The sequence below is a fragment of the Streptomyces sp. NPDC002602 genome (assembly GCF_042889445.1).
Taxonomy (GTDB): domain Bacteria; phylum Actinomycetota; class Actinomycetes; order Streptomycetales; family Streptomycetaceae; genus Streptomyces.
The window spans coordinates 57,249-78,008 of record NZ_JBIAQX010000014.1; the positions used below are offsets into that span (position 1 = coordinate 57,249).

Below are 20,760 nucleotides of genomic sequence, written 5' to 3' on the forward strand. Positions count from 1 at the left end.
GCCCCGGTTCCGTCAGGGACCGGGGCCTGACGCGTGTGTCGGGGCCCGACGCGCGGTGCGGGTCGTTGCCCGACAGCCGTTGTCCGACAGTCGTTGCCCGACGGTCGCGGTAATGGTTAGTCTTTCCTTATGGCCCTTACCTTCACCTTCGATCCCGCGATCGACGCGGTCCTGCGCGACGGGATCATCGAGCTATGGACCGACGTCACCAACGCCGGCGGCGCGGTGGGGTTCGTACCGCCCGTGACCGCCGACGTCGTGCGGCCCGAACTGGTCAAGCACCTCGCGGCCATCTCCGAAGGTCGCATGCGCCTGCTCGTCGGACGCGATGAGGAGGGCCGCGTCGCCGCCACCGCCTTCCTCGCCTTCAACGCCCACCGCCTTCAACGGCACTGGGTCTGGGCGTACACCGTGATGGTCGCCCCCGCCCTCCAGGGGCGGGGCGCCGGGCGGGAACTGATGGCCGCCCTCGCCGACTCCGCGCGCACCCTCGACGGCATCGAGGCCATCCGCCTCGGCGCCCGCGGCGGCCTCGGCCTGGAGCGCTTCTACGCGGCCTGCGGCTACAAGGAGGTCGGCCGCGTCCCCGACGCCATCCGCGTCGCACCCGGCGACGACCGCGACGACATCACCTTCCTGCTGCCGCTGCACTGATCACCGCCGATGCCGCCGCACTGACCCCGGCGGGCCGGGGCGGGGGTCCGGCGTGCTTCACTGGACGGGCACGTGCCGACGTACGAAGACGAGAGAGAAGGGGTCACCGTGTCCCTCAAGCCGAGCGCGACGATCCGCTACACCGCGATGCGCCTGGGCATCTTCGTCGGATGCCTCGTCCTCGTCGCCGCACTGGTGCGTCTGGGCTGGGTGCCCTCCGGGCTGGGCGACGCCAACGTCGCGTGGCTCGTGCTGCTCGCCCTCGTGCTGTCCGCGCCGCTCTCCTTCGTGCTGCTGCGCAAGCAGCGTGACGAGATGTCCGTGCAGATCTCCGGACGCGTCGCGGGTGCGAAGGAGAAGCTGGCCGCGAACCGCAGCCAGGAGGACTCGGTCGACGACGCGGCCCGCGTGAGCTAGTCCCCGGGGGCTCGGGCCCCTGTTGGTTTCATCACACACCGAACCGCCCCAGCAACGGGAATACCGCCCGTAACGCTGGGGCGTTGGCGTTTCCAGGAACGGCCGGCGCGAGTCCCGCGCCGGCCTGGCTCAAAGGGCACCTTTGAGAATCCCAAAGGCGAAGTGTTAGCGTGTTCAACATGTTGACCACAGTTGCGCACCAGATGACCGCGAGCGTCCCGCTCGTGGCGCGCCTGCACGTCGACCTCTGCCGCCGCGTGTCCGCGGCCTGTTGCTGTCGCTGAACCGTTGTCACCGAGTTGAGCTGAATCGATACAGCAGCGGTCCCCGGCCGGCCCCCTTCTGGCTGCCGCACCGCATCACCGCAGAACCACCACCCCGTTTCCTTGTGCGTCCCCCGGAGAGTGTCCGTGTCCGAGACCCCCCAGGCCCAGGCTCCCGCCAAGGCCAGGTTCAAGTTCCCCTTCTGGGCGCAGATCGTCACCGGTCTCGTGCTCGGTGTCCTGTTCGGTTGGCTCGCCAAGAGCCAGGACGTCAGCTGGCTCAAGACGACCCTGGAGCAGATCGGCGACATCTTCGTCCAACTGCTGAAGCTGGCCGTCGCCCCGCTCGTCTTCTTCGCGATCCTGGTGTCCATCACCAACCTGCGGAAGGTGAACAACGCCGCCAGGCTCGCCTCCCGCACCCTGCTCTGGTTCATGATCACGTCGCTGATCGCGGTGGGCATAGGCCTCGCCATCGGCCTCCTGACCAACCCGGGCGCCGGCACCGGCCTCACCCCGCAGGACGGCAAGCTGCCCAAGCACCAGGGCTCCTGGATCGACTTCCTGACCGGCATCGTCCCGACCGACGTCATCACGCCGTTCACCGAGCTGAACGTGCTCCAGATCGTCTTCATGGCCGCCGTCGCCGGCATCGCCGCACTCCAGCTCGGCAGCAAGGCGCAGCCCGTCCTCAGCCTCGCCGAGTCCGTGCTGGAGCTCCTGCAGAAGGCCCTGTGGTGGGTCATCCGCCTCGCGCCCATCGGCACCGTCGGCCTCATCGGCACCGCCATCGCCACCTACGGCTGGGACCTGATCGGCAAGTACGCCACCTTCACCGCCGACGTCTACATCGGCTCGGCGCTCGTGATGTTCGGCGTCTACCCGCTGCTCCTCGCCACGGTCGCCAAGGTCAACCCGATCCAGTTCTTCAAGGGCGCCTGGCCGGCCATCCAGCTGGCCTTCGTCTCCCGCTCCTCGGTCGGCACCATGCCGGTCACCCAGAAGGTCACCGAGCGCCTCGGCGTCCCGAAGGAGTACGCCTCCTTCGCCGTCCCGTTCGGCGCCACCACCAAGATGGACGGCTGCGCCGCGATCTACCCGGCGCTCGCCGCGATCTTCATCGCGCAGATCTTCGACGTGCAACTGGGCATCAAGGAGTACGTGCTCATCGCCTTCGTGTCGGTGGTCGGCTCCGCCGCCACGGCCGGCCTGACGGGCGCCACGGTCATGCTGACCCTGACCCTGTCCACCCTGGGTCTGCCCCTGGAGGGCGTGGGCCTGCTGATGGCGATCGACCCGATCCTCGACATGATGCGCACCGCCACCAACGTGGCCGGCCAGGCCGTCGTCCCGGTCATCGTCTCGGCCCGCGAAGGAATCCTGGACAAGGAGGCCTACGCCACCGCGTCGTCCTCCCCGCTCGAGGAGCGGTCCGAGGAGCGCGGCGACGAGCGCGCCGAGGCGCCGGTTCCCGTCGCGGCTTGATCGCTCGATCGCCGGACCCGTCCGGCCGTGGGGTCGTCCGGCCGTGCGGCTGTGCCGTCGTCCGTTCGTTCGCCGCTCGCAGGACGCGTACTCATCGCGACCCCCGCCCCCGTCCGGGCGGGGGTCGCGGTGTTTTCCCGTACCCGGGGGCCGGCGTTCCCCGCCCGGGCGGCCCGGGCGGGTCACGACCCGGCGCGGGCGGCTGAGGCGACCGGTACGTAATCGAGGCGCGGTGCGGCGGTGGCTGTGACAGCCTGGCGGGTCATCCGCTCGCCCTCGCCTCGGGCGAGCCGTTCACCCACAGGAGTGACGCCGTGAGCCCGTCCCCCGAGACCCCCTCCCGTGTGATTCCTCTGCTGGAGCAGTTCGACTTCGCCCGCGAGCGCCTGCTGGGCCGGCTGGCCGGGCCCGTCATGGACAGTGGCGACGGGTCGGACACCGAGGTCGGCCCGATGACCGACGAGGAGTACTTCTGGGAGCCGGTGGCGGACTGCTGGTCGGTGCGCCGGCGCACGGACGGGCCGGGGGCGCGGGCGACCCACCTGGCCGGCGCCGGCGAGTGGGGTCGGGACGCCGCGCCCTACCCGCACCCCGCGCCGCCTCCGTTCACCACGATCGCCTGGCGCCTGAGCCACCTCACCGAAATGTTGACGCTGCGGGCCGACCACGTGGCCGGCAGTCGGGCGCTGACCCGGGACGACTACCGGGTCAAGGGCGACGTCGCCACGGCGGTCGCGGACTTCGACACGGCCGCCTCGGCCTGGCAGAAGGCGCTCGCGGGCGTGGACGACGCCGCGCTGGACACCGTGGGGTACTGCACGTACCCGCACGGCAGCGACGCGGAGGAGCCGTTCGTCGACATCGTCTGGTGGGTCAACCAGGAACTCCTGCACCACGGGGCCGAGATCGCCCTGCTCCGCGATCTCCACCGCGCCACACGGGGGTGACGGTTCCGCCGGCCGCGCTCCACGGCCGGCCGGCGCAGGCCCCTCGGCGGGCGGGTCCGCGGTGTGTGCGTGCTGTGTGCGCGGTGGGAATGTGCCGGTCGGAGCGTGTGCGGGGGGTGGCCGGCAGCGGTTACCCCTGCGTAAATTACCGGCGGTAACTCCTGCCGAACCGAAGGAGCGCGCGCCGTGAGCACTGTTGTGCAGCAGGCCGGGCCGAAACTCGTCGAACCCGTCAAGACCGTGATCGACGGTGTGGTGCGCGAGGTGGTCGTGCCCGCGCTGGTGGGGCCGCCCCCGCACGGATCACTCGGGGACATCCCCTTCGACAACGCGGCCCAGGCCCCCGGCGAGGCCGTGCTCGCCCGCAAGGGGCCGGACGGCGCCTGGCGGGACGTGAGCGCCGCCGAGTTCGCGGCCGAGGTCCTCGCCGTGGCCAAGGGCCTGATCGCGGAAGGGCTGCGCCCCGGGGACCGGCTCGCCATCATGGCGCGGACCACGTACGAGTGGACGCTGCTGGACTTCGCGGGCTGGGCCGCCGGGCTGGTCACCGTACCGATCTACCCCACCTCCTCCGCCCTCCAGGCACGCTGGATCATCCACGACTCCGGAGCCGTGGCCTGCGCCGTCGAGGACACCGTGCAGGCACGGATCATCAGCGGCGAGCGCGGGAACCTGCCGTGGCTGGCGCACCTGTGGGAGTTCGACACGGGGGCCGTGGCCCGACTCGTCAAAGCCGGGGAGCACATCCCCGACGCGCTGGTGCACGAACGTCGAAGAGGCCGTACGCCCCACGACGTGGCGACGCTCGTGTACACGTCGGGGACCACCGGGCAGCCCAAGGGCTGCGTACTGACGCACGGCAACTTCTTCGCCGAGGTGGACAACGCGGTCGAGCTGCTGCACCCCGTCTTCCGGGCCAAGACCGAGGAGCCCGCGTCCACGCTGCTCTTCCTGCCGCTGTCCCACGTGTTCGGGCGGATGGTGGCCGTCGGATGCCTGCGGGCACGGGTGAAACTCGGCCACGCGCCGAGCATCGCCACGGAGGACCTGCTGGCGGACCTGGCCGGCTTCCGCCCGACGTTCCTCCTCGCCATCCCCTACGTGCTGGAGAAGGTCTACAACACCGCGCGGGCCACCGCCGAGCGCATGGGCCGGGCCTCGTCCTTCGACCGCGCCGCACGGATCGCGGAGCGCCTCGGCGAGGCGGCCGAGGGCAACCCCCCGGGCCTCGGACTGCGCACCGCCCGCGCCCTGTACGACCCGCTCGTCTACCGACGGATCCGCGCGGCCCTGGGCGGCCGCGTCCGCTACGTCCTCAGCGGCGGCTCACCCCTGGGACGGCGGCTCGCCGCCTTCTACACCGGCGCCGGAGTCGAGGTCTTCGAGGGCTACGGACTGACCGAGACGACCGCCGCCTCCACCATCACCCCGCCGCTGAAGCCCCGGCTGGGAACGGTCGGCTGGCCGCTCCCCGGGACGGCGGTACGGATCGCCGACGACGGCGAGGTGCTGCTGCGGGGCCGCCACGTCTTCGCCGGGTACTGGAACGTGGCCTGGGCGGAGCCGGGCGCCTGGTTCCCCACCGGGGACATCGGCGAACTGGACCGGGACGGCTACCTGACGATCACCGGCCGGAAGAAGGACATGATCATCACCTCCGGGGGCAAGAACGTCGCCCCGGCCGTCCTGGAGGACCGGCTGCGCGCCCACCCCCTGGTCGGCCAGTGCATGGTCGTCGGCGACAACCGGCCGTACGTGGCGGCCCTGGTCACCCTGGAGCCGGAGGGGCTCGCGCACTGGCGGCAGATGCGGAAGAAGACCGGCATGCCGATGCGGGCACTGGTCGAGGACGAGGAACTGCGGGCCGACGTGCAACGGGCGGTGGACGAGGCGAACCAGCTGGTGTCGCGCGCGGAATCGATCCGACGTTTCGTCGTGCTGCCGGGCGAGTTCACGGAGGCGCGAGGCCACCTGACGCCGTCGCTGAAGCTGAAGCGGGGCGTGGTGGCGCGCGAGTTCGACCGCGAGATCAACGCCCTCTACCGCGGTCGGGGCTGAGGGGGCTGAGCCCGCCCGGCGCGAGCCGTCGGCGGGCCGACTCGGTGGGGCGCGGTTAGGGTGGGCCGGCAGGGTCCGGGGGGTTGCCCGAGGAGGGCTCGTGCGCCGTACCCGTAGCTGGTTCCGTGCCGCCGTCGCGGCCTGTGGGCTCGTGCTGGTGTCGTCGGGTGCCGCCCCGCCGGCCACCGACGGGCCCGCGCCGCCCCGCGTCCGCTGGGGCGACTGCCCCGAACGGCCGATACCCGACGGCATGCGGTGCGGGACGCTGGACGTGCCGCTGGACCACGCCGCCCCGGCGAAGGGCACGGTCACCCTGGCGGTGGCCCGGATACCCGCGACGCAGGGCGCGTCCCGCGGGCCGGTCCTGCTGAACTTCGGCGGCCCCGGAGGCCCCGGCATCGCCTCCCTCGCCGCCGACCCCACCCTCTTCGCCGACCTCGGCAAGCACCGCGACCTCGTCACCTTCGATCCCCGGGGCGTCGGGCACAGCGAGCCCGTCTCCTGCGGCGGCTCACAGGAGACGGACCCCGCCATCGCCCCGCACGACGCCGCCGGACGGCTCGCCGCCCTGCGGGCCGTGGCCCGGCGGTGCGCGCTGCACTCCGGCCCGGTGCTCCCGTACATCGGTACCGTGAACGTCTCCCGCGACATGGACCTCATCCGCCGGGCCCTCGGCGCGGAGAAGCTCGACTACCTGGGCTTCTCCTACGGCACCCGGCTCGGCGCCGTGTACGCCGCGCAGTTCCCCCGCACGACCGGCCGCATGGTCCTCGACGGGGTCGACACCCTCACCGAGCCGCTCGCCGAGCAGGCCCTGATGTCGGCGCGCGGGCAGCAGCGCGCCCTCGACCACTTCCTCGGCTGGTGCACCCGCCAGAGCGACTGCGTGTACGGCACGAACACCCGTACCGCCAAGCGGAGGGTGGACGCGCTCGTGGCCCGGCTCGACAAGGAGCCGCTGGTCGGACAGGACGGTTCGCACTTCACGGGGCAGGACGTGGTCGCGTCCGTCGGCACGGCCCTGTACTCGCGCAAACTGTGGCCCGCGCTCGCGGACGGCCTGAAGGAGGTCGAGCGCGGTGACCCGATCGGCCTGCTCCAGTTGGGCGGCCCGATGGAGCCGCCGCCGCAGGATCAGGACGAGGGCCAGGACCAGGACCAGGTGAAGGTGCCCGCCGACAACGGGCCGGCCGCGCAGACCGCCGTCAACTGCGCCGACGACCCGGACCGGGGCGACGACACGGCCACCCCGGCGGCGGTCCGCAAGGAGGTCGAGGGCCTGCGGGACGAGTTCCTCGCGGCATCGCGGATCTTCGGGCCGAACCAGCTGCTGACCGTGCTGTCCTGCTACGGCCGCCCGCCCGGCACGGACTTCATCCGGAAGATCGACGACCCCGGGGCCCCGCGCATGCTGCTCGTCGGCACGCGCGGCGACCCGGCGACCCCGTACGAGTGGACCGAGGAGACGGCCCGGCGGCTGGGCTCGGCGGTGATCCTCGACTTCAAGGGCGACGGGCACACCGGGTACGCGGAATCCCCGTGCGTACGCGAGTACGCGAACCACTTCCTGGTCGACGGCCGGCTTCCCTCGGGAACGCGGTCCTGCCCCGCCGGGCCGGACCAGGGCCCTCCACGCCTGAACCGGGGGCGGTGAACGCGGCGGCGAACAGGATGCTGAACGCGGCGCTGAACGCGGCGGCGAACACGGCGCTGAACGCGGCGGCGAACACGGCGCTGTACCGCGTCCGGTTCAGGGGTGGGGGCGTCCGACCCCTCCACAACTGACGCGGCATCAGATAGACCGGTGTCATGACCGCAGAAGAGCAGGAGCACGCACCGGACACCCGTGTCGACGACTACGCCGCGCTCGCCGCCGTCGGCCCCTACGGGGTCCGCCCCGGCCACGCGCTGATCACCATGGTGGAACCGCACCCGGGACACGAGTACGCGTACAACCGCTGGTACGAGGACGACCACTACTACGCGGGCGCCATGGCCATGCCCTGGATGTACGCAGGACGCCGCTGGGTGGCCACACGGGACCTCCAGGAGCTGCGCTACCCGGAGAAGTCGGCGGTGGCGCAGCCCGTCGGCGCCGGCTGCTACCTCTCCACGTACTGGGTCACCCGGGGCCGCTACGACGAGCACATGAAGTGGACCGTCGGCATCAACAAGCGCCTCAACCGCGACGGACGGGTCTACCAGGACCGCACCCACGTCTTCACGGCCTTCCAGGACCACGCGGCCACGGTCTACCGGGACGGCGCCGCCGGCCCCCGGGACTTCCACGCCCTCGACCATCCGTACGCCGGCCTGGTCCTCCAGGTCGTCGACACCGACGGACCCGAACAGCGGGCGGAGCTGTTGGAGTGGCTGCGCTCGCGGGCCCTGCCGAAGCGGCTGGCGGGAGGGCCCGCGGCGATGGTGACGGTCTTCCGGCCGACACCGCTGCCCGGCGACCGGATGACGTACGTCAAGCAGGTCGAGGGGGTCGATACCCGGCTGACGCTGCTGTGGTTCCTGGAGGCCGACCCGCGGACCTGCTGGGACCGGTTCCGGGGCTGGGAGACCGAGGTCGCGGAGGCGGGACTGGGGCGGGTGGAGTTGGTCGCGCCGTTCATCCCCACGGTGCCGGGCACCGACCGGTACGTGGATCAGCTGCGCTGACCCGGGGCGCGGACACGACGGAGCCCCCTCGGCCAAGACGGCGGGCCGGTCGAGAGGGCTCCGATGGGTGGTGCGGGTGATGCCGATGGTGCGAGTGATGCTGATGGAGCTGGTGGTGCAGGTCTTGCCGGTGAAGCTGGTGGTGCCAGTGGTGCCGGCGACGCGGGTGGTGCCGGCGACGCGGCGGTAAGGGTCGTCGGGAAGGTCGCCTCGACGTTCAGACGAGGCGCCCCGGCCGACCCTCGACGACATCCGCGACGAACGAGTTCCAGGAACCCGGCGCGAAGGTGAGCGACGGTCCGTCCTGCACCTTCGAGTCACGAACGGCAATGGATTCCATCACGGGGGACTTGACCTCGACGCAGGCGCCGTTTCCTCCGGAGTAAGAGGACTTGGTCCAGTTTTCCGTGGCGCCCTGACGAATAGCCATGTTTTTCTCCGGTTCGGCGAGTGGTTCCGATGGCGTGTCAGCCAATTCCCCGGCTGACGTGATCGACGCTACCCGCACCTTCCGACGGCTGAAGGGGCCGTTCACTCGACCGAGTGGCATATTCAGGTCAGGTCTTATGTGGCCGGGGAGCGACGGTGTACCGTACGGCCCCCCTTGTCATCAGGACTGATTCCTCCCCATTTGTCGCTACTTGCCGGCGTAGTGCTCGATGATCTCCGAGATGAACTGCCGGGTCTGTTCGACATTGAGGGCCTGGGCGCGAAGGTGCTCGTACATCACGCTGTACTTCTGAACGTCGTTGGCCTTCTCCAGGTACAAATCGCTCGTGACGCCCTCGATGTAGACGACCGTCGAGTCCGAGGCGTCGGGGAATTCGAGAATCGCGTACTGGCCGTTCACCCCGGGGTGCGCCCCCATCGAGAACGGCATCACCTGCACGGTGATGTACGGCTCCTCCGAACGCTCTATCAAGTACTCCAGCTGTCGGATCATCAACTGCGCGTCGCCCACGTGCCGGCGCAGCGCGGCCTCGTCGATGACGGCCCACAGACGGAGCGGGCCGACGTCCGGATTGTTGTTCTCCGTCTCGGACAGCCGCTTCTGGCGGTGCATCCGGACCTGGACGCGCTTCTCCACGTCCTGCGGCGCGGTCTCGGGCAGCGCGCCGCGGATCAGGGCCTGGGCGTAGTCCGGGGTCTGGAGCAGTCCCGGGACCATCTGGGGCTCGTACGTGCGCAGGCTGGCGGCGTCCGTCTCCAGGCCGATGTAGACGCTGTACGGGATGTCGCCGAAGGCGTGCCACCAGCCCTGCTGGCGCGAGTCCTTGGCCATCTGCATCAGGGAGTCGACGAGTCGGCGGTCCTCGACCTCGTACACGTCGCACAGGTCGCGGACATCGCGCTGACTGATCGAGCGCCGACCGTTCTCCAGTCGGCTGATCTTCGACTGGGAGACGAGGAGGCGCTCGGCCACCTGCTCGGCCGTCATGCCCTTGTCCTCGCGCAACTTGCGCAACTCCATGCCCAGTCGGCGGCGTCGGACGGTGGGATTGACATTGGACGCCACGGGGACGGCACCTCCGCTTTCTTCTTCTCGTTCTGGTTCTGTCTCTGTCTCTCTGCGTGCCTGATGCTCAGCAGACTGCCACCGAAGGGCCTGGTGGCGCTGGGGAACGGGCGGGAAAGACGGACGCGCGGGAAGGTCGGACGCGCGGGACAGCGAGGGAAGACGCGGGAAAGCGAGGGAAAGCGCGGCAAAGTGAGGGAAAGTGCGGGAAAGACAGACGCGCGGGGTGGCGGGACCGGGTGGGCCGGTCCCGCCACCCCGCGCGCCGGCGGTTTCCCGAACCGGGTCTTTGGGGGACGGCCGGTTCCGGTGATGGCGTTCTGTCGAGCGGTGCGCCTGTGGGCCGCGGGCGGATCAAGGGGTGTCGCGGGTCCCACGGGTGGTGCCGGTGGTGCGAGTGGTGCTGGTCCTGCCGGTGGTGCCAGTTGTGCCGGTCCTGCGGGTCCTGCCGGTCCTGCGGGTCCTGCCGGTCCTGCTCGTCACCCGGCGGTCAATGCGCGGCCACACGGGCCATCGCACCCGTCCTGCGCGGCTGCATCGGGACACCGCCCGCACCGGTCGCGGAGGTGGCCGAAGCCCGCGCGGCGGATGCCGGCGCCGGCGCGCGGTCACGACGTGGCTGTGCCGCCACCCCGTTCTGGACGTCCATGACGGCATGTGCCACCAGACCGCCCATGGGGTCGTGCCGGATCAGGTCCCGCAACCGGGACCTGGACGACCGCCCCTCGTTGCCGGGGTACAGGTGCTTGCCGAGTCCGACCGCGTGGGCCAGTGCGGCGAGCGCCGCGGTCCGCGGGTCCGGCGGTACACCGGTGCGGATCGCACTGTCGAGCCGGGCACGGATCTCCCGGCTGATCGCCGTGTCGGTCGCCTGGTAGCGAGTCGTCGGCAACACCCCGCACATCTGTCCCGCGACGGCATGGACCATGCCGCAACGCTCCAGATGAGCGAGGTAAATCTGACGGAGCCCCAGTCGGGGTCCGCCGATCCAGTGGACGGCCCGAACCGGGCTGCCGCGCCTGCGCAGCAGTTCCAGTGCGGAGTCCAGAGTCGGATCTCCTGTCGGCCGTGGCATCACCACGGCGATACGATCCCCGTCAGGGGCTATCCGTCCTGCCAGAGCCAGCTCCACTAGCTGTGCCCCGGCCAGGCCGAGGTCGAGCGACTGCGGCTGCGCCGTGGTTCCCGTGGTCGGGTCCAAGGCGAGCAACAGAAGCTCCTCCGGAATTGTTCTGCGGCTCCTGCCCATCCATGCCTCCCCGCGTGGATGAGTGACAGGGTGACGCCTCTCACATTCATCTGTCGAGAGCGCCTGGTCGCTTTATGGGGGAACCTGCAGCTATGTCGTTCTCGTCTAGCGGGTGGGCGATGCCCCCGAGACGGGACACTGTTAGACGGTTCGGACAGCGGCCGAACGTCGATCGAGGAGGAACTGGTGGCGGGCGAGTCCCCCGACAAGTCGGTAGATGAAGGTGCGTCGGGGGCGGCGGACACCGCCGCGTCCTCCGCGGAACGGGACCCGAGGCTCTCGGTCCTGCGACCGCGCGAGCCCGAGACCGGCGACAGGGACCCTCTGAAGGTGGCCGTCGCGGCCTGGGTCGCGTCCGCTTCGGCGGACGCGGAGCGGGCGGCGGAGGGCGAGGCCGGCGAGGCCGGCGGTGGCGCGGGCTCCGGCGGCGAGGGCGAGGGCAGCGGGGATGCGCGTCCCGGTGCCGAGGCCGGTGCCGGTGCCGAGGCCGAGGCCGAGGTCGAGGCGGTCGAGGCCGCTCCGGAGCCGAAGGCGTCCCCCGGTCGGGTGGACTCGACCGCCGCGGCCGGTTCCGCCGATGCCGCAGCGAATTCCGCTTCCGGCACTGCCTCTGGTTCTGGCTCTGAGTCTGGTTCCGCTTCTGGTTCCGCTTCTGATTCTGGTTCTGGTTCTGGTGGGGCCGCGCGGGGTTCGGTGGCCGCCGACAAGCCCGCCGCCGCGGAACAGCGGACGACCGCTTTCGGGGTCGTGAAGCCCGCTTCGGGCGCGTCCGCCGAGAAGCCGACCGAGGCTGAGGGGCCCGCCGACAGCGAACGCACCGCCGTGTTCCGGGCGTTCAGGAACGATGCCCGCGAGGTGTCGAAGCCACAGCCGAAGCCCGAGCCGGAGTCGAAGTCGAAGTCCGAGTCGAAGTCGGAGTCGGAGTCGAAGTCGAAGCCCGAGTCGAGGCCCGAACCGGAGCCGAAGCCGGGCTCCGGTTCGGATTCCGGTTCTGCCCCCGGGCGGAGTGCGGCCGTTGACCCACGTTCTGGTTCCGGTTCGGCGGCGAAGCCGGGCGAGGACAGCGAGCGTACGGCCGTGTTCCGGGCCGTGAAGCCCGGTACGGCCCCCAGTGCCCCTTCGGCGTCCAAGCCCGCGCAGGCCGACCGGCCCGCGTCCGCGAAGCCGGGCGAGGACAGCGAGCGCACCGCCGTGTTCCGGGCCGTGAAGCCCCCGCAGGCCGACCGGCCCGCACCGCCGAGCACCGCCGGCGGGGAGCGCGCCAGCACCTTCGTGCCGCTGCGGGGCGACGACGTCCGGCCCGCAGCGCCCGCCGAGCCGAAGCCGGCCCCCGCCGCGCCGGGCCCCGCGCCGAAGCAGGCGACCGCCCCCGCCGCACCCGCCGGGCCCGCCGCACCCGCCGGGCCCCGGCAGGACAGCGAGCGGACCACGCAGCAGCCGCTGCCGCCCAAGCCGCCGCTCGACATGCTCGCGGACCTCACGAACAACCCGCCCCCGCCGCCGAGCCCCCTGCGCACGTTCGCGCGGCGGTTCAAGATCTACGCCCCGCTCGTCGCGCTGCTGGTGATCATCCTCGCCGTGGTGCAGCTGGTGCGACCGCTGCCCGAGCCGCAGCTCAAGATGACGGCGCAGAGTTCGTTCACCTTCGACGGATCCGCTCCGGTCCTGCCGTGGCCGAAGGAGGGCCAGGGCTACATGGCCGCCGCCGGCCTCGGCACCGTGGGCACCTTCGGCGAGCAGAAGCCGATCGCCATCGGCAGCGTCGCCAAGACCATGACGGCGTACGTGATCCTCAAGGACCACCCGATGAAGAAGGGTGAGAAGGGTCAGATGATCCCGGTCGACAAGACGGCCGTGGACGACGGCAGGAAGGACTCCGAGGGGGAGTCCACCGTCAACACCCTCAAGGAGGGTGACCAGATCTCGGAGTACGACGCCCTCGCCGCGATCATGATCCCCTCCGCCAACAACATCGCGCGACTGCTCGCGCGCTGGGACTCCGGCGGTGACCAGGAGGCGTTCGTCAAGAAGATGAACGACACCGCCAAGGAACTCGGCATGACCAACACGACGTACACGGACCCCTCGGGTCTGGACGCGACCACGGTCAGCACCGCCGAGGACCAGGTCAAGCTGGGTCTCAAGGTCGTCGAAATGCCCGAGCTGATCGCGATCACCAAGCTGCCGCGGTGGACCGACCCGTCCGGCAAGTCGTGGCGCAACTACAACGACCTGATCCCCTTCAACGACTCGCTCGGGATCAAGACCGGCTCCACCACCAAGGCCGGCGGCAACCTGCTCTTCGCCGCCCAGAAGCAGGTCGGCAAGACGAACCAGCTGATCGTCGGCGCGGTCCTCGGCCAGCACGGCGTGCCCATCCTCGACACCGCCATCGCGGCGAGCAAGAGCGTCATGCTGGCCACGCAGAAGACGCTGACCGGCGCGAAGGTCGTGAAGAAGGGCCAGGTCGTCGGGTACGTCGACGACGGGCTCGGGGGCAGGACCCCGGTCGTGGCCACCGCCGACGTGGAGGCGGTCGGCTGGCCGTCGCTCAAGGTCAACGTCAAGCTGGGTGAGGGCGGCGGCCCGCTGCCGCAGACCGCCAAGGCCGGCACGGAGATCGGCGTCCTGACCATCGGCGAGGGTGCCAGCCAGGTGAAGGTGCCCGTGGCGCTGAAGCAGGACCTCGTCAGCCCGAGCACGGGCAGCAAGCTGACCCGCGTCGGCTGAGCCGCCCCGGGCGGGATCGATCCGCCGGGGACGGGTTCGTTCAGGCGCCCTGGGCAACCCCGGGGCGCCTGAACACGTCTTGGATGCGAGTGCGGTACTCGCGCAGGTGTCGGGGAGAGAGCGTCGGTAGTGACCACCGCTGAGCAGTACGGGCAGGAGCGGGAGCAGCGCGGGCGGACCGCGGGCTCCGGCACGGCCGATGCCGAAACCTTCCCGCCCGCAGCCGGTTCCGACCCCGGATCCGACCCCGGATCCGACTCCGGTCTCCGTCCCGGTTCTCGTTCCGGCTCGGGCGGCCCGCCGGGCACGGCGCGCCTCGCGCTCCGGTGGGCGCAGGGGCACCCCGTGGTCGTCACCACCGCCGTTGCGGCCGTCCTGCACGTCGTCTGGCTCTTCACCTTCGCGAACAGCGGCGGTGACCTGGCCGCGCAGGACGCCTGGGCCGAGTTCGTGGGCCGGCACCCCGACACGGCGTACAACCTCGCCTGGTACGGCGGGATGCACCCGGTCTCGTACAGCGTGGTGTCCCCGTACCTCATGCACATGCTCGGCGTCCGGACCACGATGATGATCGCCGGGACGGTGTCGGCGGGGCTCCTCGCGCTGATCCTCACGCGCTGCCGGGGCGCTGTCCGGCAGCCGCTGTGGCCGGCCCTCGCCGGGGTCTACGGGCTGCTGTGCAACGCGCTGTCCGGCCGGGTGACCTTCGGGCTCGGCGCGATGCTCGCCCTCGGCGCGGTCGCCGCCGTCTTCTGCTGGCCGCGCGGCTGGGCCGAGCGGCGCTGGGCCAAGGCCGCCGTCGCGGCCCCGCTCGCCGGACTCGCCACCGCCGCCAGCCCGGTCGCAGGGCTGTTCCTCGGGGTGATCGCGGCCGCGCTGTTCCTGAGCGGGCGACGACCGGGCGCGTACACCCTGGGGCTGCCCCCGGTGGCCGTGGTCGGGCTGTCGGCCTGGCTGTTCCCCTTCTCGGGAACGCAGCCGATGAGGCTGGGATCAGCCTGGCTGCCGTTCGTGTTCGGCCTGGTCATCGTCTTCCTCGTACCGAAGCGGTGGAAGACGGTCCGGATCGCCGCCGCCGTGTACGCGCTCGGGGTGGCCCTGACCTGGCTGATCGACTCCCAGGTGGGGTCGAACGTCACCCGGCTCGTCATGCTGTTCGGCGGGGCGGTGCTGCTCGCGGCCCTGCCGTACGAGGTCCCGCGCACGCGCCGCTGGTACGCGCTCGTCCTCGCCTTCGTCGGGCTGAACGTCTGGATCACCACCAACAGCGTCACCGACATCATCCGCACCACGCCACTGGCCTCCTGGAACCGGGAGCTGGCGCCCCTCGTCGACCGGCTCCAGAAGGCCGGCGCCGACCGCGGCCGGGTCGAGGTGGTGCCCGCGAGCAGCCACCGCGAGTCCTCCGCCTTCCCCGCGTACGTCAACCTGGCGCGCGGCTGGAACCGGCAGGCGGACCTGGAGCGCAACCCGCTCTTCTACGACGACACGCTCACCGCCGAGAGCTACCGGGCCTGGCTGGGCCGCTGGGCCGTGCACTACGTGGTGCTGCCCGTCGACAAGCCCGACGAGGGCGGCAAGGACGAGGCGACGCTGGTGCGCGGGGGCCTGCCGTACCTCCACCAGATCTGGGGCGACGAGAACTGGCAGCTCTTCAAGGTGCAGGCCCCCACCGACCTGGTGGCCGGTCCCGCGACGGTGGTGCGCGCCGGCGCCGATCAACTGGTCATCGACGTGAAGCAGGCGGGCCGGGTCACCGTGCGCGTCCCGCACTCGCCGTGGCTGGGGCTGGTGGACGCCCGGGGCAAGGCTGTGGCGCCCCCGCAGGAGACGGCCGACTCCAAGGCGCCCTCCGCGGCGGGGAAGACCGCGCCGAAGCGGTTCGCCAACACCGCGGGATGCCTGTTCAAGGCGGCCCCGGACGCGGTGGGCGACGTATGGACCGAGCTGCTGGTGCCGGCCCCGGGGGAGTACCGGATCGCTGCGAAGTACCAGATCCCGCGGGGAACGCCCTGCCCGGAGGAACTGGTCGACGAGGTCCTGGGACCGCGGGCGCCGGCCGATCCTCCCCGGCCATGATCGAGAGTTTTTACCCCCGGTCCGGGTGCGTGGGTCGATATATCTGCATACGATCCGAGTAGTCCGATTGGGTGCTTCCCGAGGGAGTTGACGGCGGGATGAGCAAAGAGCAGAAGCACGACGTCCAGGCAGTGATCGCGAAGACGTCGGAGCAGGTACAGCTGCCGCGCACGCAGGGTCACGGCTTCGAAGGTCCGGTCCGCAGCAAGGTCAAGGGCGGAGCCCACACGAAGGCGGCCCTCAAGCGGGCCGGTACTCCGCAGGGCGACCGGATCGGCGAACGCAGCAGAGGCCTGAGCTGACCCCCGTCGGTTGATCGCACGGCCCTCCCGGCCCGACCGGGAGGGCCCTTTCGCGCCCGCCGTTCCCTTTCGCGCCCACCGTTCCCGCCGCTGTCGCCGTCGCTGTCGCCGCCGTGACCGTGGCCGTCCCGTCATCCTGACCGCTCACTGTCACCCTCGCAGCGCTCGCAGCCACCGCCGTCCGCGACGACTCACGCACCTCGCACTGGACTTGCCCCCGTGCCCCGGAAACGACGAAGACCCCCGCCGTGAACGGCGGGGGTCTTCGTCGATGTGCCCTCGGCAGGATTCGAACCTGCGACACCGGCTTTAGGAGAGCCGTGCTCTATCCCCTGAGCTACGAAGGCGGGGATCTGTGGGAAAACGTGTAGGAAATCGGGGTGAACCCCGCGATGCCAGACACGTCGTCCCAGGATCTTGCGCGGTGCACAGCCAGTGCTGTGCACCGGCGCCAGTGTAGCGGGTAGAGGCTGCAGGCTGCCGGCGGATTGGGGGGATGTGATCTTGCGGCGGCGCGGTGAGGCCCGGGGCCCGCAGCGAGCTCCGCCGGCGGGACCGCGCCGGCCGCGGCGCAGTCAGGTGGATGGGCTCGCAGCCGTGACGAGGGAGACGTCGACCGGGTGCTGGAAGCAGCTACGCCCGGTCTGTCCCGCACCACGGGGCGCGCCAAGCTGCTCCTCCCGCACCCTGTCGCGTCGGCGGAGACGGCCCGACGGGCGAAGGCCCTCTGGTCCCAGCTGAGTCTGGGGTGTCACCACCACCTGTATGAGCTAGGGCCCTCGTACGACCAGGTACGGGCCTGGCGGACCGAGGCCGACGCCCTCGTCCGGGAATTGATCCACTGACTGTTCGTCACCGTCTGCTTTCTGATAGTTGTTTCAGCGGGGTACGGGCGCATGCCCGTGGCGGTGTCCCCCGACACCGCAGGGAGGACGCACATGAGCACCACCACTCGGGACGGGATCCTCGCCGGCGAACAGCGGGCGGTGGACCACGCGTACGACTGCTACACCACGAAACTGGCTGAACTGAGCGGCACCTCGGCGGCCACCGCCTCGGCGAGCGGCAAGGACGGGATCGCCAACCGGGCCGAAGCGGAGGCTCGTGCAGAGGCTTACGGAGGACTCGGCAACGAAGCCCTGGTCTTCTCCCGCGTCGACGCGCCGGAGGACCCGGGAGGAGACTCGCGTCCCTGGTACATCGGGCGCCGCAGCGTGCACGACTCCTCGCACGAGCCGGTGGTCCTGATGTGGACCAGCCCCCTGGCGAAGAAGTGGATCGAGACCCGGCCCGAGAACCCGGGCGAGGTGGTCCTGCGTCGGCAGCTCCGCTGCGTACAGCGGATCGTCGAGAGCTACTTCGACGAGATCTCCCTGGCGACGCCCGCTCCCGTGCCCTTGTCCGTACCCGAGCCCGCCGGCGTACCGGTGCCCCGTCAGGCCGCCGACGACAGCGCGGCGGAGGAGGTGGACGCGTCCCCCGCCCCGGAGCGTACGTCGGCAGCCCCCACCCCCGGCGATGTCCTCCGGCGGCAGCGGCGGAAGGCAGTCCAGCCGGACGACTTCCTGCTGCGGGAGCTCCAGCGGTCGCGCGGCGGTCGGATGCGCGACATCGTCGAGACCATCCGCCGTGACCAGATGGAACTGGTCACCGGCTCGCCCTCGGACATCCTCGTCGTGCAGGGCGGCCCTGGTACCGGCAAGTCGGCGGTCGGTCTCCACCGGGTGACCTGGCTCGTCAACAACGAGCACTTCAAAGCCCCGGACATCCTCGTCATCGGCCCCCACCAGCGGTTCCTCGACTACGTTGGACAGGTCCTCCCCACCCTCGGCACCCGGGACGTCAACGCCGTCCAACTGGATCGCCTGTGGGAGGGCGAGATCCTCGGCACCGACTCCCCGACGGCACGGCTCGTGAAGTCGGACGAACGCATGGCGGCCGTGCTGCGGCGCCGCGTCGAGAGCGACTATCGCCCCGAGGCTCTCGACGCCCTCACCGTCGACCCCTCTTTCGAGGGTGACGAGCCCGGGATCGTCGTCACCGCCGGCAGTACGACCCTTCGCGTGCCGAAGTCCGAGGTCCTCGCCCTCCTCGACCAGGCCCACGCCGGCGACGGGCCCTTCCGGGAGCTACGCGACCGTTTCCGCGGCCTCTTCGTCGACCGGCTCCTCCAGGAACTCGCCGACATCGCGCCGCGCCGCGGACAGGCCGGCACGATCCGCCGCGACCTGGAACGCAACCGCCGGGTCGAGCGCCTCGTCGAACGCGTCTGGCCGTCCCCCGGACCCCGTGAGGCCCTGCGCAGCCTCTATGACTCGGCCGACCTCCTGCGGGACTGCGCCGACGGCATCCTCGACGAGGACGAGCAGACAGCCCTGCTGCGTGCCCGCGCCGCCAGCGCCGACGCCGATCCGTGGACCCTCGACGACCACGTCTGCCTCGAAGAGCTCCGCGTGCTGATCAGCGGCGACACCCCACCGCGATACGGCCACATCGTCGTCGACGAGGCCCAGGACCTCACGCCCATGCAGGCCCGCTCCCTGCGGCGGCGCTGCGCCGTGGGCGGCTCCATGACCGTCCTGGGCGACCTCGCGCAGGCGACGGGCGCCCACATCCCGACGAGCTGGGACCTGCTCGGCGCACTCCTCTCGGATCACGGCGATTGGAGCGTGGCTCAGCTCACCACCAGCTACCGCGTCCCCGCCGAGATCATGGAGTTCGTTGCTCCGCTCGCACAGATGATCGCTCCGGCCCTGCCGTACCCGCAGGCTGTCCGGGCGGCGGGAGCGGACGCCGTACGGACCGTGGCGTCCGAGCCGTGGAAGCTGCTCGACGACACCGTCGCCCACGTGGCCCGGCTCATGGACACCAGTGATGGCAGCACCCCGCGCTCCGTGGCCGTCATCGTTCCCGACGACTCGGACTGGCTGGACGCCATCAGCCGCAGGATCGCCGAGGACGGCGACATCGGCGAGCGGAGCCACGCGGCCGTCTCCGTGCTGGCCGCAGCTCAGGTCAAGGGCATGGAGTACGACCACGTCCTGGTCGTCGAGCCCGCCACGATCGCCGACCGCGGTCCCGCCGGGCTGCGCCAGTTGTACGTGGCCCTCACCCGCAGCACCCAGAGTCTGACCGTCCTGCACACCGCCCCGCTGCCGGAGGCGCTCACCGCCTCCGCGGACGACACCGAACCCGCGGCACCGGACGCCCGGCCGGCGGGCGCGGCGGGCGCGGCGGAAAGCCTTCCCCGCATCGGCAGCGATGTCCGGGTCGAGGTCGTGGGCCACGTCGCCGGCGGTCGGTACAAGGTCAGGCCGCTGTCTCCGGTGATCGGTCGGCCGCTCGTGCTCACCGTCCGCCAGGGCTCGGTTCCCCCGCGCCGGGGTGACGAGCTGGACTGCTGGGTGTTCGCGAACGACACGAGTCAGACGGTGCTCACCGCCGATCAGCGTGGCCGGTCGCCCGTCTCGGAACGGATGGCGGGGCGCTATCTCGCGGCGCTGGACGTGCTGGGAGAGCTGACCGGTCGCGACGGCGACGTTCCCGAGGCCCGTGGCCGCCTCTCCGAACTCCAGGGCATGGCCAACCGCATCCTTCGCCGGGACCAGGCCGACTGGGTCGATGTACTTCACCTGTTCGGTGATCCGGACAGAGAGCGACTCGGAGTTCTTCGAGACCTTGCCGCGTCCACCAACCGTGCGCTCAAGGAGGGCACTTTCGACGCAGGTCGGCTCGCGGAGGGGCTGGACGCCTCCGGCTGGGCAGGGCCCCTCGCCGAAGCACGGCGAGAGCTCCAAGAGCGCTTCGGCACGGCGACGAAGCCGAACTCCGACGGCGCGATCCGCGTCGCCCCGACGCAACCCGACCAGAAGGAAGAGGCGCAGATGACCACCGCGGACACCGCCGCCGCAACACCGGCTGCGACCACGAAGGACGGCTTCCTTCGTGCGCTGGAAGCGGCTGCCGGGGCAGACCGTACGTGCAAGAAGCACGAGGCGGTCCGCCACGCGCTGAAGGCATCACTTCTCTGGGCCGACCTCCAGCCGACCGACTCCTCGGTCGTCGACGTCAGCTGCGTCACCCAGCACGGTCTCTTCCTCTACGAGGCCCTGGGCGCAGGCTGCTCCACCTATGCGGACCTGCGATCGGGCGCGACCCGCCTGCTCGAGATCAACCACACGCTGCCCGCGCCGGCCGACGGTCTCTACCTCGTTCTCTCCGAACCGCCCGTCGAGGATTGGTCCGTGGACACGATTCGTGACGTCTTCCGCGTCAATGTCATCTGGCACACCCCGGCCGGCTGGGGTGGCGAGAACGCAGACGTCGTTTTTGAAGCTTCTGGGTGAGTTCTCGGCCAGGTGGCCGAAGCGGTCAACCGTGGCCGGGGGATCTG

The 20,760-nt window shown here is 71.1% G+C and carries 15 protein-coding genes and 1 tRNA gene; 12 read left to right on the forward strand and 4 right to left on the reverse strand.

Annotated elements, in window-relative coordinates; genetic code table 11:
• The first annotated feature begins 129 nt into the window (after window positions 1-129).
• The 7 genes from ACFYW3_RS29075 (at window position 130) to ACFYW3_RS29105 (ending at window position 8,491) form a co-directional block, all read left to right on the forward strand.
• Window positions 130-654, forward strand: a complete 525-nt coding sequence (locus ACFYW3_RS29075) for a GNAT family N-acetyltransferase (protein ID WP_389387842.1) — start codon at window positions 130-132, stop codon at window positions 652-654.
• Window positions 655-801: 147 nt separating this feature from the next.
• Complete coding sequence (locus tag ACFYW3_RS29080) at window positions 802-1,071, forward strand: DUF4229 domain-containing protein (RefSeq protein WP_351750072.1); 270 nt, start codon at window positions 802-804, stop codon at window positions 1,069-1,071.
• A 404-nt stretch (window positions 1,072-1,475) separates the two neighbouring features.
• The gene (locus ACFYW3_RS29085; protein ID WP_389387843.1) at window positions 1,476-2,819 is read left to right on the forward strand and encodes a dicarboxylate/amino acid:cation symporter; all 1,344 of its coding nucleotides are present in this window, start codon (window positions 1,476-1,478) and stop codon (window positions 2,817-2,819) included.
• Window positions 2,820-3,133: 314 nt separating this feature from the next.
• The gene (locus ACFYW3_RS29090) at window positions 3,134-3,766 is read left to right on the forward strand and encodes a DinB family protein (RefSeq protein WP_389387844.1); all 633 of its coding nucleotides are present in this window, start codon (window positions 3,134-3,136) and stop codon (window positions 3,764-3,766) included.
• 186 nt (window positions 3,767-3,952) lie between these two features.
• Complete coding sequence (locus ACFYW3_RS29095; RefSeq protein ID WP_389387845.1) at window positions 3,953-5,824, forward strand: AMP-dependent synthetase/ligase; 1,872 nt, start codon at window positions 3,953-3,955, stop codon at window positions 5,822-5,824.
• Window positions 5,825-5,924: 100 nt separating this feature from the next.
• Window positions 5,925-7,478, forward strand: coding sequence for an alpha/beta hydrolase (locus ACFYW3_RS29100; RefSeq protein WP_389387846.1), 1,554 nt, complete (start codon window positions 5,925-5,927; stop codon window positions 7,476-7,478).
• Between the two features lie 155 nt (window positions 7,479-7,633).
• Window positions 7,634-8,491 carry a hypothetical protein gene (locus ACFYW3_RS29105; protein ID WP_389387847.1) on the forward strand — a complete coding sequence of 286 codons (858 nt, stop codon included), beginning with the start codon at window positions 7,634-7,636 and terminating at the stop codon, window positions 8,489-8,491.
• Window positions 8,492-8,708: 217 nt separating this feature from the next.
• Here ACFYW3_RS29105 and ACFYW3_RS29110 read toward each other — a convergent pair whose 3' ends face one another.
• The 3 genes from ACFYW3_RS29110 to ACFYW3_RS29120 all read right to left on the reverse strand — a co-directional run bounded on the left by ACFYW3_RS29110 (window position 8,709) and on the right by ACFYW3_RS29120 (window position 11,256).
• Window positions 8,709-8,921 (reverse strand): DUF397 domain-containing protein, encoded by a 213-nt coding sequence (locus ACFYW3_RS29110; protein WP_351377143.1) that lies wholly within the window; start codon window positions 8,919-8,921, stop codon window positions 8,709-8,711.
• Window positions 8,922-9,128: 207 nt separating this feature from the next.
• On the reverse strand, window positions 9,129-10,007 hold the full coding sequence (locus ACFYW3_RS29115) for a helix-turn-helix transcriptional regulator (RefSeq protein WP_351750019.1): 879 nt from the start codon (window positions 10,005-10,007) through the stop codon (window positions 9,129-9,131).
• A gap of 490 nt (window positions 10,008-10,497) precedes the next feature.
• Window positions 10,498-11,256 (reverse strand): GPP34 family phosphoprotein, encoded by a 759-nt coding sequence (locus ACFYW3_RS29120; protein WP_351750018.1) that lies wholly within the window; start codon window positions 11,254-11,256, stop codon window positions 10,498-10,500.
• A gap of 186 nt (window positions 11,257-11,442) precedes the next feature.
• On the opposite strand from ACFYW3_RS29120, the gene ACFYW3_RS29125 reads away from it, so the two are divergent.
• From ACFYW3_RS29125 to ACFYW3_RS29135, 3 genes are all read left to right on the forward strand, one after another.
• The gene (locus ACFYW3_RS29125) at window positions 11,443-13,986 is read left to right on the forward strand and encodes a hypothetical protein (protein WP_389387848.1); all 2,544 of its coding nucleotides are present in this window, start codon (window positions 11,443-11,445) and stop codon (window positions 13,984-13,986) included.
• A 129-nt stretch (window positions 13,987-14,115) separates the two neighbouring features.
• A complete protein-coding gene (locus tag ACFYW3_RS29130) occupies window positions 14,116-16,065 on the forward strand; it encodes an MFS transporter (RefSeq protein WP_389387849.1) in 1,950 nt (649 codons plus the stop codon).
• A 98-nt stretch (window positions 16,066-16,163) separates the two neighbouring features.
• Complete coding sequence (locus ACFYW3_RS29135) at window positions 16,164-16,367, forward strand: hypothetical protein (RefSeq protein ID WP_351750015.1); 204 nt, start codon at window positions 16,164-16,166, stop codon at window positions 16,365-16,367.
• A 274-nt stretch (window positions 16,368-16,641) separates the two neighbouring features.
• On the opposite strand, the gene ACFYW3_RS29140 is transcribed toward ACFYW3_RS29135, so the two are convergent.
• Window positions 16,642-16,714 (reverse strand) — tRNA-Arg (locus tag ACFYW3_RS29140).
• A 273-nt stretch (window positions 16,715-16,987) separates the two neighbouring features.
• Between ACFYW3_RS29140 and ACFYW3_RS29145 the strand changes: the two genes are divergently transcribed.
• Complete coding sequence (locus tag ACFYW3_RS29145; protein WP_351750014.1) at window positions 16,988-17,212, forward strand: hypothetical protein; 225 nt, start codon at window positions 16,988-16,990, stop codon at window positions 17,210-17,212.
• A 93-nt stretch (window positions 17,213-17,305) separates the two neighbouring features.
• Window positions 17,306-20,713, forward strand: coding sequence for a HelD family protein (locus tag ACFYW3_RS29150; protein WP_389387850.1), 3,408 nt, complete (start codon window positions 17,306-17,308; stop codon window positions 20,711-20,713).
• Window positions 20,714-20,760 lie beyond the last annotated feature (47 nt).